This window comes from Streptococcus gingivalis (assembly GCF_035544715.1).
Classification (GTDB): domain Bacteria; phylum Bacillota; class Bacilli; order Lactobacillales; family Streptococcaceae; genus Streptococcus; species Streptococcus gingivalis.
This window is the reverse complement of the sequence record NZ_JAYKTO010000001.1, coordinates 306,643-321,405: the sequence shown is the minus strand read 5'-3', so window position 1 is coordinate 321,405 and position 14,763 is coordinate 306,643. Positions and strand designations below refer to the sequence as shown.

The window sequence follows — 14,763 nt, the reverse complement described above, 5'->3', positions numbered from 1 at the left end:
ATCATTCACTTTCTGCATAATTTCCCAGTTGATTATCACGTTCCTCTAAACTTCTGAGGAAGTTATAGGAGTCAGGATAATGTTCTTTAATATAGGCGAGTTTTTCTTCATCAGTCCGACTGGCATATCGATATCCATCTTTATTAGATGCAGGTACCGTTTTTAGCGGAACCATATCAAAAATTTCTTTTTTTACGTGATTGATATCAGTAGATTTAAGAAAGAGCTCTGAGCGAGTCATCTTGTCTGTATTAGGATCTGCTTTTTCTTCCAGCTGATTGTAATAATAATTAGATGCTGCAACATAAGAAACATTCTTTTCTTTCATAATATTTGTAATATTTACGGCATCTAAGTCAGCTTTATAATCAGCATTCCCCATTGAAGGATTTTTAAATGCATCTTTTGTCACATCTCCGCGCCAACCTGAAACTTCCTCAAGATCTTTTTTACCCCAAAACATCATTCTTGCCGGGACCCAACCAGAATACAGATGAGTAGCTGTTGTGATGGACTGATGAGCAAAGTCTGTCTTATTAGCATAGCGTTCATTTTGTTCCCTCCAGTCTTTTAGGAAGGCAGCTTCTATTTCAGAATCAGACATGCCTGAAGTATCATGATTCTCCTTGTATAGCTTTAAACGTATAGCATAGCGCGCTTTATCTGCTGTAGGATCTACCACCTCGCCAGGATCTAAAGCAGAAAAGTCATTTTGTTTTTTGATTTCATAATACAAGATTTTAGCTTCAGCATCTGTCAGCCCCATTTTTCTATAGAACTCCTGAGGGGAATCTCCTTCAAGATTACCTGCAGTAGTATCCCACCAAAAATCATCATAGTTTGAAGCTCCTAAAGCTCGGTTGAGCAGATAATCTCTCTCTTCCTGTGACTTATCAGGGTATTTTGTATCTATTCCCTTTTTAAGTTTGAGTATTTTGAGAGCTGTTTCTTGATTGAAACCATACTGTTCCATAAGGTTTTCGACATATTTTCGCTCTTCTGGCTGTAAATTCGAAAGGTCTGTTGGTTTATAATTTATCAATTTAGTTGCCCAAGTCAAATTCGCTGGTAAAACATAAACACCCTTATTAGCATCCCAGCCAGTACTCAGTTGACTAAGACCGATATCAAGCAGATTTTTCAGAATTTCAATCTCTGAGAAAATTTGGGGCGATGAAAGATTGAAAGCTCTTAGTTTCTGTAGTTTTTCTTGGAGAACTCGTCGCGCCTCATTTAAAATATCAAGCATCTTCTGATGGCCAGCCACTAATGCTGGTGCTACCAATGCGCTTGAAAGCATGGAAGCTTTAGTGGTTGTTATCAAGGCATCTAGTTTCTGAATATCAGCTTCTAAATCAGACTCCTTTAGGCTTTCATTGGCAACCTGTACGACATAGAATTCTGGAAATTGCTTGACTGTCTTCCCGACTGCTTCTGATAATAGTTTTCCACCATGGGCCAAAGGGCGAAGAACTCTGGCAGAATAATTTCGAGCAGAATCATAAGCTTTTCCCTTTAGCGATTCCGCACTGGATTCAAAATCTGTCAGACTTCTTTCCAGTTCTTCATAAGCTCTAATTTCCTCTTGTATCATTGTCTGGGTACTGTTCGCTTGAGACTGCGAATCTCCTAAATACATGTCTATACTCATCAATGTTTCCCCTTATCTTCTAAACTGTTAACCATTCGAACGCGCTCATGATGGATTTTATCACGCTCCTCAGAGACTTCTTTTCTTTGCTGTTTTAAAGCACCGCTTTCCTCTTCAAAACTTCCCTGAAAGCTCTGCCAGTTCTGAAAAAAATTATCGCGCATATGCTCAAAGCCATTTTGAGAACTGTAGCGATAAGCCAGATCATCTAAAAAAGCATGCATTTGATGCGCATCAGACTCCACAGACTCATAATATTCAGTAACCTTTTTTAAATCACCATCTATCTGGTATTCCTTTTCCAGTAAGTCCGATTCTTTGCGGCAAAGGTCCTCAATCTGCTCCTCTGGGGACTTTATTTTTTCCTGCTCTTTCTGATATCGCTGGCTTATCTTATACATAACCTTATCTTGATTAGCCAGCATTCTCTTCAGCTCTTCCTGCTCCCGCAGATTCTGCAGCTGTTCGCGTTGCGCTTGCAAGCGTTCTTCCAGAGTCATATCAGGATCATATACAAACTTAACTGGCTTCTTCTCTGTATTCTCTTCTTCCATGAGCAAGTCTGTCCTCCTTGATTTCTGTGTAAACAGAATATCTTTAACTTTATTTAACCATTTACAGAATCTGCTATCTGCTGATCCACTGCTTCAAATTCTCCAGCAACACTATGGATATTCGTCACCATTTCAGAAAGTGCATTGGAAATACTGTGTCTAGTATTTTGAGAAGCAATCATAGCAATATGAGCATTAAAATTTCCAGAAACAGTTGTTTTATCATCTTGTTGGGCTTGTCCAATTCCTGATAAATTTGAACTTGCTAGTTTAATTTTTGTTGTATAATTTTTAGCATCCGACAAATTACTTTTAATTTCAGACATTTTTCTACTCCTTCATCTAAGTATGCTACCATTATTTTGTAATGTTTATGTTATAATTTCCTTACAAAACTATTACAAAAATACTAAACTCCCTATCTCATTAACAAATAAAGTTTTATATAAGATTGAAGAAAAAGTCCATTTAGGACACTTTTCTAGAAGATTTTTTCACTATCTACTATTGAAAATCTAAAGGAGAAATTTTTCTATTCCAAATAGGGTTTTACTACTTTCTGATTTTATATTACTTTTGATTTTTTGACATCATCTTACTATATAAAAGTTAGTATAAAAGTTAGTCACACAGTCAAATTTCAGGAAAAATTCATCTGTTTTATCTGACTTACACTAAAGTAATAATGATTGTATTCTTTTAATAATAAGCTGAAAGTATTCTATATAACTAATTGATAATTTGATATTATTTTTTCAATAGTTCTAACTATAAACTTATCAAGTGGAAAGTTAAAAAGAAGAAATAAGTTCGTTAAAAAATCTTTCTGCAATATTATAATAATTTTGAAACCCTTTTTGAATATATTACTGCCTATCTAAAATATTTACTTTCTCGTCCTATCATTTTTAAATCAGATGGAGAAAAACTCCATTCTCTTATTTTTAGATTTTTATATACCCCCAAAGTAAGTTTGAACTTTCTCAAGTAATAATTATAGTTTGTGAGAAAGAATTAATATAATCTCTAAGTTTAAGAAAAATCAATAGACTCAATCAAAATTAATTTCAGACAAAACATTAGCTTAGGAAATTAGTTTTAATAGTTTTTTAAATAGGCTTGTAATTGCTGAATGGTCACTTCTTTCATTCCTTCACCTTCCAACAAAAAAACGGGACAGAGTCCCGCCTTTTATTTTTCGTCAATAACGATTCTTACTTTTTTATCTTCAGTTGGGACAGAGTAGACAATCGTTCTTATCGCAGAAATGGTGCGACCTTTCCGACCGATCACTCGACCAACATCGCTAGGATCAAGGTCAAGGTGGTACTCCAAGAATTCAGGAGTATCTTCGATCTTGATGGTTAAGGCATCCGGTTGTGAAATCAAGGGTTTCACAATTGCAATAATAAGATTTTCAATCGTATCCATACATCAACCTACTTTATGATTATTTTGAGAATTTAGAATCGTGGAATTTCTTCAATACACCTTCTTTTGAAAGGATGTTACGAACTGTATCTGAAGGTTGAGCTCCGTTAGCCAACCATGCAAGAACGCGATCTTCTTTCAAAGTTACTTGGTTTTCTTCAACAAGTGGATTGTAAGTTCCAACTGTTTCGATGAAACGTCCATCACGTGGCGAACGTGAATCTGCTACGTTAATACGGTAGTAAGGTTTTTTCTTAGAACCCATACGAGTCAAACGAATTTTAACTGCCATTTTTATAAGTCTCTTTTCTATATTTTAATTTTCGGTGAAATAGACAAGCTATTTAGCACATGATCTATTATAACACATTTTATAGAGCTGTCAAGAAAAAAACTTGACAGTATTTAAAATTTTTTATTTTAGTAGTAAATCGGCGATTTCTTGATAGTTGCTAACGGTATAAGTCGGTACTACCTGGCTAGTATTTTCCTTACGATCAGGATTATACCAGACGGTATCAATCCCTGCAGCATTTCCTCCTGCGATATCCGCTGTCAAGGAATCTCCGATCATAAGGGTCTCTTCCTTGCTGAAACCTGGAATCAGTTGGCCAACTTTGTCAAAAAATGCAGGTTCTGGTTTCTGAGTATGAAGTTGCTCAGAGATAAAGACCTCTATAAAATAAGAAGCAATTGTTGAATGAGCCAAGCGTCCTTCTTGAATGGCAGTCACTCCGTTCGTTGCACCATAGAGCTGGTAACCTGCTTTTTCAAGTCGGGCCAGTAAGTCCTCCGCACCTAGGAAAGATTGCCCCTGAAGACTGATGTAATCTTGGTAGCGAAGAGCCATCTCAGCCCCATCAACAGAAATCCCAAAGTGGGCAAACCCGATCGCAAACCGACTATCCACTAGCTCTTGCTTGGTTAACTTCTTTTGTTCCAAATCCTTCCAGAGCCCTTGGTTCATGGGTTTGTAATAATCCTTAAAGGCCTGTACATCTGGAAAATTCATGTCTTCTAACATCTGCGTCAAGGCTGTTTCTTCAGCAGATTCAAAGTCCAACAAAGTATGGTCCAAATCAAAAAGTAAAAATGTATATGCCATTACAAACGATCCTTCAATTTTTCTACAAATAAATAAGCCGCAGGGCAGGTGAGGGTATTCTTGATGGTCAGATGGTTGATCTGATAAATCTTCTTGCGATCGGTGTGAGGGAATTCCCGACAAGCTTTAGGCCGAACATCATAAATCGAACAGAGATTATCTCCCCCCAAGAAAGGACAAGGCATGGATTTAAAAACCTTGTCCCCATCTTCATCAACTTGAAGAAATTCTGCCTCAAAGGCAGGAAGCTTCATCTTGAAATATTTGGCGATCCGTGTGATATCGGCTTCCTTAAAATCGGGCCCTAAGGTTTTGCAGCAATTGGCACAAGCCGTACAGTCGATTTCTTGGAAAACTTCATCGTGGATTTCTTGCGCTATTTTATCTAAATTCTTAGGTGGTTTCTTCTTGAGATTCGCCAATACCTTGCGGTGCTCCTTTTGCTTTTGGAGAGCTAACTGATGGTATTTTTCAATATCAATTTCCTGTGTCATCCTCTATTTCCTCTTCTAAACAATAGAAAGATTATACCACAAAGACTCTAAAAAAAGATAGATCCTGAGATCTATCTCACTTGATTAATCCGTTACAGCGCCTGTTCCGTCTAGGCTCCAAGTGTCTTCGATGTATGGGATAAAAGTTTTCAAGGTTTCTGCATCCCCTTCAAAAGAAATGGTATAAACTTTTTCACCCTTCTGGAAGATCCAAGTAATCAGGTATTGACCGGATTTCATGACAATTTGAAGCTGGTAAGCGTCCAGACCTGCGACTTTAGTCCGCGCTCCCGTCATCTTTCCAACATCCTGGTTATCTTGCCACATAACAGCCAGTTTCTTGGCTAAAAATTCTGCATTAAATTCAATATCAGCTGGGACTTTTGCCTTCTCTCGCGTAAAGCTGTCCAAGGTGACAATATTATAGCCACTACCATCCGTATACTGGACAGCTTCTGTCCCATCGATATCCGTGAACTTGATCCATTTACTTGGAATATCGATGTAACCATAATCTGCATTTCCAATCCGCTTGGTTCCTTGACTGGATGTGTTTTTCTTTGTAGAAGAAGTATCCTTTGACAATGAGCTGCTTGTTTTCTTTTCGACTTTGCTGCTACTTTCTTTTGTAGAAGAAGCTGCTGTGTCCTTTTTAGTGGTGTGACTGCAAGCCATTAATGTGCAGGCAGAAAGAATCATCAGTGATGTGACCAATAATTTGTGTTTCATACTCAACCTCCTTGAGAACGGTTTCTTTCTTCTAGTCTACCATGAATGTGGGTATTTTAAAATAGGATAAGTGTCACATCTGATGGAACCTTTCTTATTCAGTCTATTTCTTTTGAACCTAAAACAAAAGGCTGGGACAAAAGTCCTAGCCTCTCAATTATTTTTGGATTGTCGAGCAAGACGCAGTAGTTGAGTGGGCTCTACTACGCTGATTTCATCAGTTTTTACAGCCCTACTCAACTGTGCGGAGGTGGGACGACGAAATCGAATTCTAACGAATTACCAATTTCTGTCCCACTCTCTAATTGTTATTCTTCATCCATTGACAAGACAGATAAGAAAGCTTCCTGTGGTACTTCTACAGATCCGATCGCTTTCATCCGTTTCTTACCAGCTTTTTGTTTTTCAAGAAGTTTGCGTTTTCGTGAGACGTCACCACCATAACACTTGGCCAAGACGTTCTTACGAAGGGCCTTGATATCTGTACGGGCCACGATCTTATGACCGATAGCTGCTTGGATAGGCACTTCAAACTGTTGACGAGGGATAATCTTCTTGAGCTTCTCAACGATCAATTTCCCACGTTCATAGGCAAAGTCCTTGTGAACGATAAAGCTGAGGGCATCGACAGTATCCCCATTAAGAAGGATATCCATTTTGACCAATTTAGAAGGACGGTATTCAGACAACTCGTAATCAAAGCTTGCATAGCCACGAGTAGAAGATTTCAATTTATCAAAGAAATCAAAGACAATTTCCGCAAGTGGGATTTGATAGATGACATTCACCCGATTTTCATCGATGTAATCCATGGTCACAAAATCACCGCGTTTCCGTTGAGCCAATTCCATGACAGCCCCGACAAACTCTTGTGGCACCATGATTTGTGCTTTGACATACGGTTCTTCGATCGAAGCGATCTTGGTTGGATCTGGAAACTCAGACGGGTTGGAGACATCCAGTGCTTCTCCATCTGTCAAATTAACCTTGTAGATAACAGACGGAGCTGTCATGATCAAGTCAATGTTGAACTCGCGCTCCAAGCGCTCTTGGATAACGTCCATATGAAGAAGTCCCAAGAAACCACAACGGAAACCAAAACCGAGGGCTTGAGACGTTTCGGGCTCAAATTGAAGACTGGCGTCATTCAATTGCAATTTTTCCAAGGCTTCACGAAGATCATTGTATTTGTTAGATTCAATCGGGTAAAGACCAGCAAAAACCATTGGATTCATTTGCTTGTATCCATGTAGTGGCTCACTTGCTGGATTGGTCGCTAGGGTCACCGTATCCCCGACACGGGTATCCGCAACGGTCTTGATAGAGGCCGCAATATAGCCAACGTCTCCCGTCGCAAGGAAATCACGTCCAACTGCTTTAGGAGTAAAGATTCCAACTTCTGTGACATCAAAGGTCTTACCATTGCTCATGAGTTGGATCTTATCGCCTGGTTTAACCATTCCATTGACCACTCGGACCTGAAGGATTACCCCACGATAGGCATCATAAACGGAGTCAAAGATCAAGGCTTGAAGAGGTGCTTCAACATCACCCGTCGGTGCTGGAACTTTCTCAACGATCTGCTCCAAAATCTCTTCAATCCCAATACCAGCCTTGGCAGAGGCTAGGACTGCCTCGCTAGCATCCAAGCCGATGACATCTTCTACTTCTGTGCGCACACGTTCTGGATCTGCAGCTGGCAAGTCGATTTTATTGATTACTGGCAGGATTTCCAAATCATTGTCCAGCGCTAAGTAGACATTGGCTAGAGTCTGGGCTTCAATCCCTTGAGCGGCATCCACCACAAGAATGGCACCTTCACAGGCAGCGAGCGAACGCGAAACCTCATAGGTAAAGTCCACGTGTCCTGGTGTGTCAATCAAGTGAAAGATATAGGTTTCCCCATCTTTAGCCGTGTAGTTCAACTCGATGGCATTCAGCTTGATGGTAATCCCACGTTCCCGCTCTAGGTCCATACTGTCTAGGAGTTGGGCTTGCATCTCCCGACTAGACACGGTTTCGGTTTTTTCTAAAATTCGATCGGCCAAGGTTGACTTTCCATGGTCAATATGGGCGATGATCGAGAAGTTCCGAATCTTCTCTTGTCGTTTTTTTAATTCTTCAAAATTTGGCATAATCATCTTCCTAGTAAATTTAATCGTACTCTTCATTATAACAAAAAAGATAGGCCTTTGCCTATCTTAATTCATTATTTTCAAAAATCGCTTCTGTGTTTTATTCCCCTCATATCCAATCCGTTCGTAAAAGACATGAGCTTCTTTTCGATGAGAGGCAGAATTTAAACGGATAAAAGCATAATGCTTGCTTTTGGCAAGTTCTTCAACTCGCTCCATCAATTGGCGACCGATCCCACGTCCTTGAGCAGAAGGGAAAACAGCAAGTCCCAAAACATTTAGACCAGCGTCACTATAGAGACTTTCATAAACTTCCGCTTCCACATAACCAAGAATATGGCCTGTTTGTTCCTCTTCATAAACAAAGCAAAAATGATCCGAATCTGGCGAATTAAATTTATCAATCTGAGCTGCCACTTTTTCAAGGGTCGAATCATACCCCAATGCTTGGTGACATAAATCTCTAATCTGACCTGCATCTTTGACTTGAACGCTACGAATCATAGCTCCACCTCCATGAACTCTTTGCTCTTATCTTAGACCTTTTTCCTCAAAAAGTAAAGGAATATCTGATAAAATTTAAAATGAAAATCCGATTTAGATCAAATTCATCTTTTTTCGCATTTCTCAGGGATTTCTATTTACTTTTTCGATTTAATTCATTATAATAGTAAGGGTAAATACAAGGAGGTGAGTACGTTGGCCAGAGGTCGTGGAAAAGCAAGCCCTCAAGACAAAGAGGCATTACGGATTATATCGGAAAAAATCAGAGAATTACTGAAAGAACAAGGAAAAAAGCAGATCGAATTATCTCGTATTACTGGAATCCCTGCAAGTACCCTGACTGGATATGTAAAAGGAACTTCTCTTCCCGTTCCTGAAAATTTGGAGAAGATTGCAGCCTTTTTCCAGGTAGCGGTTGCTGAAATTGACCCTCGATTGCGCAATGATTTTGTGGTCATTGATTCTGAGATTGAACGATTATACAAACAGCTCGATGAAGGAAATCAAGAAAATCTTCTTTCTTATGGAAAGAGTCTCTTGACCCATCAGAAAGAAAGACAGAAGATTGAAAAGCAATACCACTCTTATTCTGTCTATGATTCTTTTGCAGCTTACCAAAATCAAAAGCAAGCTGATATCGTCTGGTTTGATCAAAAGATTCCTTACGATTTGGCTTTTTGGATTCATACGGATTCCCTCGAGCCTAAATACGAAAAAGGGGCTGTTGTGTTAATCAAGCAAACCTATTATGATCAGGCAGGGGCTATTTATGCCATTGATTTTGATGGGCAAACGTTGATCAAACGTGTCTTTCGTGAGGCCAACGGTATTCGACTGGTTTCCCTCAATAAGAAATATAGTGATCAAATCATTCCACTAGATGAGGAACCTGGGGTGATTGGAAAAGTGATTGATGGCTTTGTGCCTCTTGATTTGGAGGAAATCAAATGATTAAATTAATTGCGATTGACTTGGATGGAACTCTTTTGCATGAGGATAAGACTCTCTCTAAAGGCAATATTGAAGCTCTTCACCGGGCCCATGAAGCCGGCTATGACATTGTGATCTGTACGGGGCGCCCCTTAGCGGGGGTCCGTCCTATCTTTGAAGAGATTGGACTTCCAGATGGTAACTACTATATGATTATCAATAACGGGTGTACAACCTTGTCGACTAAGAATTGGGAAATCATTGGCAAGGAAGAGTTGAGCCTTGAGGATATGCACCGCTTGCATGTTTTGACGGAAGATACAGATGTCCAGCTAACCTTATTTGACATGGATCACTACCTAGTAGTCGCACCTGAAGCCAGTGAACTTGTCACGATGGATGCGGGTATTGTTAATAGTAAACCGACACCTGTCTCTGAAGAAGATCTGCCCAACCTTGTTCCTATTTTTCAAGCCATGTATGTAGGAGATCCTTCTGCTATCGATGACTTCCAAGCTCAGAACGAGGCTGCATTAGAGGCCGATTTTAACACTGTTCGTTCACAGGATATCCTGTTTGAAATCCTGCCAAAAGGCGCGAGCAAGGCTTCTGCTCTTCAAGCATTAAGCCAAACATTAGGCTACAGGAGAGACCAGGTCATGGCTCTTGGAGATGCCAATAATGACCTTGAAATGCTACGTTTTGCTGGTTACAGCGTCGCTATGGGAAATGGCAATGCTGCTGTCAAAGAAATCGCAGACTTCATCACCCTGACCAATGATGAGGATGGCGTGGCCCATGCTATTCACAAATTAATTGAAACTGAAAAAGGAGAATGATCATGAAATACCAAAATTTGTTGGACCGTTTTATTACCTATGTAAAGGTTAACACACGTTCAGACGAAAATTCTACAACCACTCCAAGTACCCAATCACAAGTTGATTTTGCAACCAACGTCTTGATCCCTGAGATGAAACGTGTAGGTCTTGAAAATGTCTACTACCTACCAAATGGCTATGCCATTGGAACGCTTCCAGCTAATGATCCAAGCTTTACGCGCAAGATTGGATTTATCTCTCACATGGACACCGCTGACTTCAATGCAGAAAATGTCAATCCACAAATCGTTGAGAATTATGATGGAGGTGTCATTGCCCTTGGTAACTCTGGTTTCACACTGGATCCAGCTGATTTTGCTCATTTGAACAACTACAAAGGCCAAACCTTGATCACGACGGACGGTACTACTCTTCTGGGTGCAGACGATAAGTCAGGTATCGCTGAAATCATGACAGCTATTGAATACCTGACAGCTCATCCTGAAATCAAACACGGAGAAATCCGTGTCGGCTTTGGTCCAGATGAAGAAATCGGTGTTGGTGCAGATCAATTTGATGCAGAAGATTTTGATGTAGACTTTGCCTATACGGTTGATGGCGGTCCTCTTGGGGAGCTTCAATACGAAACCTTCTCAGCAGCTGGAGCTGAAATCACCTTCAAAGGACGCAATGTCCACCCAGGTACAGCCAAAGGTCAAATGATCAATGCCCTTCAATTGGCCATTGATTTCCATAACAAACTCCCTGAAGGAGCACGTCCTGAATTAACCGAAGGCTATGAAGGCTTCTACCACTTGATGAACATTGAAGGAACTGTTGAGGAAGCAAGTGCAAGTTACATCATTCGGGACTTTGAAACTGAAAGCTTTGAGAAACGCAAAGACCTCATGACATCTATTGCGGATCAGATGAATGCGGAGCTCGGTAGCGAACGCGTTCTCCTCACCCTCAAAGATCAGTACTACAACATGAAGCAAGTGATTGAAAAAGATATGACGCCGATTACCCTTGCTAAGGAAGTCATGGAAGATCTTGGCATCACTCCAATCATTGAACCGATCCGCGGTGGTACAGATGGGTCTAAAATTTCCTTTATGGGAATTCCTACACCAAACATCTTTGCCGGTGGTGAAAATATGCATGGTCGCTTTGAATACGTAAGCCTCCAAACCATGGAACGCGCAGTTGATACCATTATCGGTATTGTGACCAAAAAATAAGAAACAAAAAAGGATTCGGATTATACATCCAAATCCTTTAAATATCATTGAGAATGTACCGAAACTTTCCGCTGTGAGAAAAGTGCTAGAAACACACTTGTTTCTAGCACTCGGGAGTTTTGAGACCTCAGGCTCAAAACTAAGTCATGGAACTTCTTCGAAGTTCGCTGACGTCCGTACTCACCTAAGGAAAGTTTTAAAATATAATTTTATTTTCAATCTAAGGATTCGGATTGATTGTCCGGATCCTTTATTGTAGATTAGAAAGCTTGACAATATCTTTGACCTGATCAATGGTCTGAATTAGGTTAAGGCTTGTCTCATTGATAGGAAGATAATAGACTTTATCTGCCAAAGATTCTGTAAAAGGACGATTGGTGAGTATGATCACCTGTTGTCCTTTTTCTTTTAACTCTTGCTCCTTCTTTCGTACCTTTTGGTAAAAACTTGGGTCTCGAATTTCTAGATCATCCACCAAGATACACGCAGCATCCAACCCGAATGATTCATTGGTCCCATTTTGGGTCAGATAATAGGCCACCCCTTCTTTTACCTCATATAAGCCAGCTGATGGCTCAACCGGAAGAAATGCTGGACTTGTTGCAACTTCTGCTGCTTTTTCCATCGCTACAAGGTTGGCAAGGACCTGCAAATAAATCGGTGCTAATTTACTTAAATCCAAGAGTTCCTCAAACTCAAAACCACGTTTCAAAGCCTCTAAGATATAGAAGAGCCGATGGGGCATATGACGAGCTATTTTTTGGATTAATTCATCATCGCTCATTTCTTCAGGAAAGACAGTCAGTATTTTTTTATCTTTAATGGTTTCTAAGGCCTGTTGGTAAGCTTCATCGATCCTCTTTCCAAATCCATAAACTGCCCCATAAGAGTGAATTTGGGTATTGAGACGAGCATTCTGTGCAGCATCTGAAAAGATCGGAATCTTAAAGAAAATATAGTCTAGACTGGGTTCATAGACAGCCTTTAGATCCTGTAATAATGGATGAGGCAAATGCTCGAGAGATCGCCCCAATTGCAGCTCTACTCCTTGCTCAAACAAGGAATAGCCCAAGCCCATAGAGGCCATCGAGATACTGTCTGAAGCAAATGGATTCACTTCTAGGATATAAAAAGCATAGCTCGTCGGATCTAAAGCAAACTTGATCGAAATGGCTCCTGTCAGCTTCAAATAGCGACTGACGTGGATCGCTGCTTCACGAAGATTTTGAAACTCCCGGTCAGTCAGGGTGACAGCTGGCATAAATTGATAAGAGTCACTAGAGTGGATCCCGACAGGATCAATGCTTTCAATAGAGGCTGCCAGGTAGTGATTGTCTTCGCGATCGCGCATGACCACAAAATCCAATTCCTTAAAGCCATAGGTCGAAAATTCTAGCAAACACTGCTGACTTGGAGAGACCGAAAGTCCCGTTTCTACTGCTTCGCACAGATCATCCAGGTTATGAGCAATCTTTCTCCCCTGCCCTTGCTTACTCGCTACCGGCCAGATCATAATGGGAAATTGAATGCCTTCAGAAAACTCAATGGCTTCTCGAACAGAACCAACCAGTGCGGAAGCGGGTACCTGGTAGCCCAACTCTTGAAAGAGGCGTCGTTGATCCGCCTGCTGATAAAAGGTGCGGTAGCGTTGAAGGCTCGGTCCGATAATTCTAATCGATGCGTCTTTGAAAAATCCAGTTTCTTCCAATCGAAACAAGAGGTTCAAAATCTGTTTATCCGCAAAGGTTAGGAGCAAGCGAGATCGAGTATAAGAAAGAAGAATCGTCCTAAGAGCATCCAGCTTAAGCTTACTGACTACAACCTGTTTTCCAGCTTCTTGGGTGATAGTATTTTCTTCGCCCAGATAAAGGACCAGAGCATTCCCATCCTTGGCATTGAGTTTTTGTGCTTCATTTACCGCAGCCAAGAGGCTAATATCCTGATAAGAATCTCCGCATAAGAGAAGCAATTTCTGGTTTTGTTTCATCATTCCTTCTCCCTCCTACTTTCGTGAATTTTGGCATCAATCAATTCTAAAAATTCATCGTAAAAATAGAGATTTTCCCTTGGCCCTGGACTCGCATCCACTTGGAATTGAACCCCTAAAATCGGTTGGTAACGATGACGAAAGGCTTCGATACTATGGTCATTGACGTTTTCATGCGTGACCAATAAATCATGGGGTAGGCTATCGCGTGCGATACTATACAAGTGATTTTGACTCGTTATCTCGATTTTCCCTGTCGCAATTTCACGGACGGGAATATTTAAACCGAAATGCCCAACTTCCATGGGAGCTAGCTCAGCCCCGTAAGCTTGAGCCAATACCTGTGCTCCCAAGCCCATACCCCAGATTGGAATCTGACCATTGAGCTTTTTGATCAAGCGGCAGAGTTTTTTCACCTGATGGGGATCGCCAGGCCCACTGGATAAAATAACTCCATCGGGCTGCTGTTCCATCAGTTCATCATAAGAGATATCATAGGGATAAACTGTCACATTACAGTCCCTTTGACTCAGCTGGCGTAAGACAGAGTGCTTGACCCCTAGATCAATCAAGGCAATACTCTTTCCAAAACCTGGTACAGCATAGGCCGTTTTTGTAGAAACTTGACGCACTTGGTCTTTGGGAAGGACCGTTGCTCGCAACTGATCCAAGATATGCTCGATCGAATCCCCCTTGTTAATGACAGTCGCCTTCATCCGTCCATACTTGCGGACAATTTTTGCCACCTGTCTCGTATCAATCCCTACAATACCAGGGATTTTTTTTCGCTTCAAGAATTCATCCAAGGTCATCTGCTGCCGCCAATTGCTTGGCATCTCCACCAAATGCTGAACGACTACTGCTAAACAAGTGGGTGTAATGGATTCAGAATCGTCCCGATTGATCCCTGTTGCGCCAATAACTGGAAAGGTAAAAGAGAGGATCTGGCCACTAAAAGCCTGATCCGTGATCAATTCTTGATAGCCTGTCATGGCTGTCGTAAAGACCAACTCACCAGTCACATATAAGTCTGCACCAAAGGCTTCCCCTTCAAATACAGTCCCATCCTCTAGGACCAATAATCGTTTCATCGAACCCCTCCCTTCTTTTACACTAATCCAATTTTATCATAGTTCCTCAAAAAAAGGAAAGTCAGATTCCATGTAGCTCTCTACTCTGTC

The 14,763-nt window shown here is 40.8% G+C and carries 15 protein-coding genes; 3 read left to right on the top strand and 12 right to left on the bottom strand.

The genetic code is table 11. From position 1 onward, the window contains the following. Position 1 precedes the first annotated feature (1 nt). The 10 genes from SM122_RS01520 to SM122_RS01475 all read right to left on the bottom strand — a co-directional run bounded on the left by SM122_RS01520 (position 2) and on the right by SM122_RS01475 (position 8,603). Positions 2-1,651, bottom strand: coding sequence for a hypothetical protein (locus tag SM122_RS01520; protein WP_195326826.1), 1,650 nt, complete (start codon positions 1,649-1,651; stop codon positions 2-4). Beyond that, positions 1,651-2,205: a DUF3958 family protein gene (locus tag SM122_RS01515; protein ID WP_195326825.1), complete on the bottom strand. Its 555-nt coding sequence runs from the start codon at positions 2,203-2,205 to the stop codon at positions 1,651-1,653. Before SM122_RS01515 ends, SM122_RS01520 begins: the two co-directional genes overlap by 1 nt. Positions 2,206-2,258: 53 nt before the next feature. Next, a complete protein-coding gene (locus SM122_RS01510) occupies positions 2,259-2,531 on the bottom strand; it encodes a TIGR04197 family type VII secretion effector (protein ID WP_195326824.1) in 273 nt (90 codons plus the stop codon). Positions 2,532-3,396: 865 nt separating this feature from the next. Beyond that, on the bottom strand, positions 3,397-3,636 hold the full coding sequence (kphA, locus tag SM122_RS01505) for an RNA-binding protein KphA (RefSeq protein WP_003001620.1): 240 nt from the start codon (positions 3,634-3,636) through the stop codon (positions 3,397-3,399). Between the two features lie 19 nt (positions 3,637-3,655). Beyond that, complete coding sequence (gene rpsP, locus SM122_RS01500; RefSeq protein ID WP_123159150.1) at positions 3,656-3,928, bottom strand: 30S ribosomal protein S16; 273 nt, start codon at positions 3,926-3,928, stop codon at positions 3,656-3,658. A gap of 123 nt (positions 3,929-4,051) precedes the next feature. Further along, positions 4,052-4,741, bottom strand: a complete 690-nt coding sequence (locus SM122_RS01495; protein WP_324737739.1) for a YjjG family noncanonical pyrimidine nucleotidase — start codon at positions 4,739-4,741, stop codon at positions 4,052-4,054. Further along, complete coding sequence (locus SM122_RS01490; RefSeq protein ID WP_003001664.1) at positions 4,741-5,235, bottom strand: YkgJ family cysteine cluster protein; 495 nt, start codon at positions 5,233-5,235, stop codon at positions 4,741-4,743. Before SM122_RS01490 ends, SM122_RS01495 begins: the two co-directional genes overlap by 1 nt. An 84-nt stretch (positions 5,236-5,319) precedes the next feature. Continuing rightward, positions 5,320-5,964, bottom strand: a complete 645-nt coding sequence (locus SM122_RS01485; protein ID WP_049488064.1) for a hypothetical protein — start codon at positions 5,962-5,964, stop codon at positions 5,320-5,322. Positions 5,965-6,272: 308 nt separating this feature from the next. Further along, positions 6,273-8,099, bottom strand: coding sequence for a translation elongation factor 4 (gene lepA, locus SM122_RS01480; RefSeq protein ID WP_009731117.1), 1,827 nt, complete (start codon positions 8,097-8,099; stop codon positions 6,273-6,275). Positions 8,100-8,165: 66 nt separating this feature from the next. Further along, positions 8,166-8,603: a GNAT family N-acetyltransferase gene (locus SM122_RS01475; RefSeq protein WP_195326822.1), complete on the bottom strand. Its 438-nt coding sequence runs from the start codon at positions 8,601-8,603 to the stop codon at positions 8,166-8,168. 195 nt (positions 8,604-8,798) lie between these two features. Between SM122_RS01475 and SM122_RS01470 the strand changes: the two genes are divergently transcribed. From SM122_RS01470 to pepT, 3 genes are read left to right on the top strand one after another with little or no spacing between them, the layout of a single operon-like run. Continuing rightward, a complete protein-coding gene (locus SM122_RS01470) occupies positions 8,799-9,554 on the top strand; it encodes a LexA family transcriptional regulator (RefSeq protein WP_031577084.1) in 756 nt (251 codons plus the stop codon). Next, the gene (locus SM122_RS01465; protein WP_125826941.1) at positions 9,551-10,372 is read left to right on the top strand and encodes a Cof-type HAD-IIB family hydrolase; all 822 of its coding nucleotides are present in this window, start codon (positions 9,551-9,553) and stop codon (positions 10,370-10,372) included. Before SM122_RS01470 ends, SM122_RS01465 begins: the two co-directional genes overlap by 4 nt. Positions 10,373-10,374: 2 nt before the next feature. Continuing rightward, the gene (gene pepT, locus SM122_RS01460; RefSeq protein ID WP_155169695.1) at positions 10,375-11,595 is read left to right on the top strand and encodes a peptidase T; all 1,221 of its coding nucleotides are present in this window, start codon (positions 10,375-10,377) and stop codon (positions 11,593-11,595) included. A 250-nt stretch (positions 11,596-11,845) separates the two neighbouring features. On the opposite strand, the gene SM122_RS01455 is transcribed toward pepT, so the two are convergent. Together SM122_RS01455 and SM122_RS01450 are read right to left on the bottom strand one after the other, a co-directional pair. Beyond that, positions 11,846-13,585: an ATP-binding protein gene (locus tag SM122_RS01455; RefSeq protein WP_324737738.1), complete on the bottom strand. Its 1,740-nt coding sequence runs from the start codon at positions 13,583-13,585 to the stop codon at positions 11,846-11,848. Then, positions 13,582-14,673: a carbamoyl phosphate synthase small subunit gene (locus tag SM122_RS01450; RefSeq protein ID WP_024055662.1), complete on the bottom strand. Its 1,092-nt coding sequence runs from the start codon at positions 14,671-14,673 to the stop codon at positions 13,582-13,584. The genes SM122_RS01455 and SM122_RS01450 overlap by 4 nt, the downstream gene beginning before the upstream one ends. Positions 14,674-14,763 lie beyond the last annotated feature (90 nt).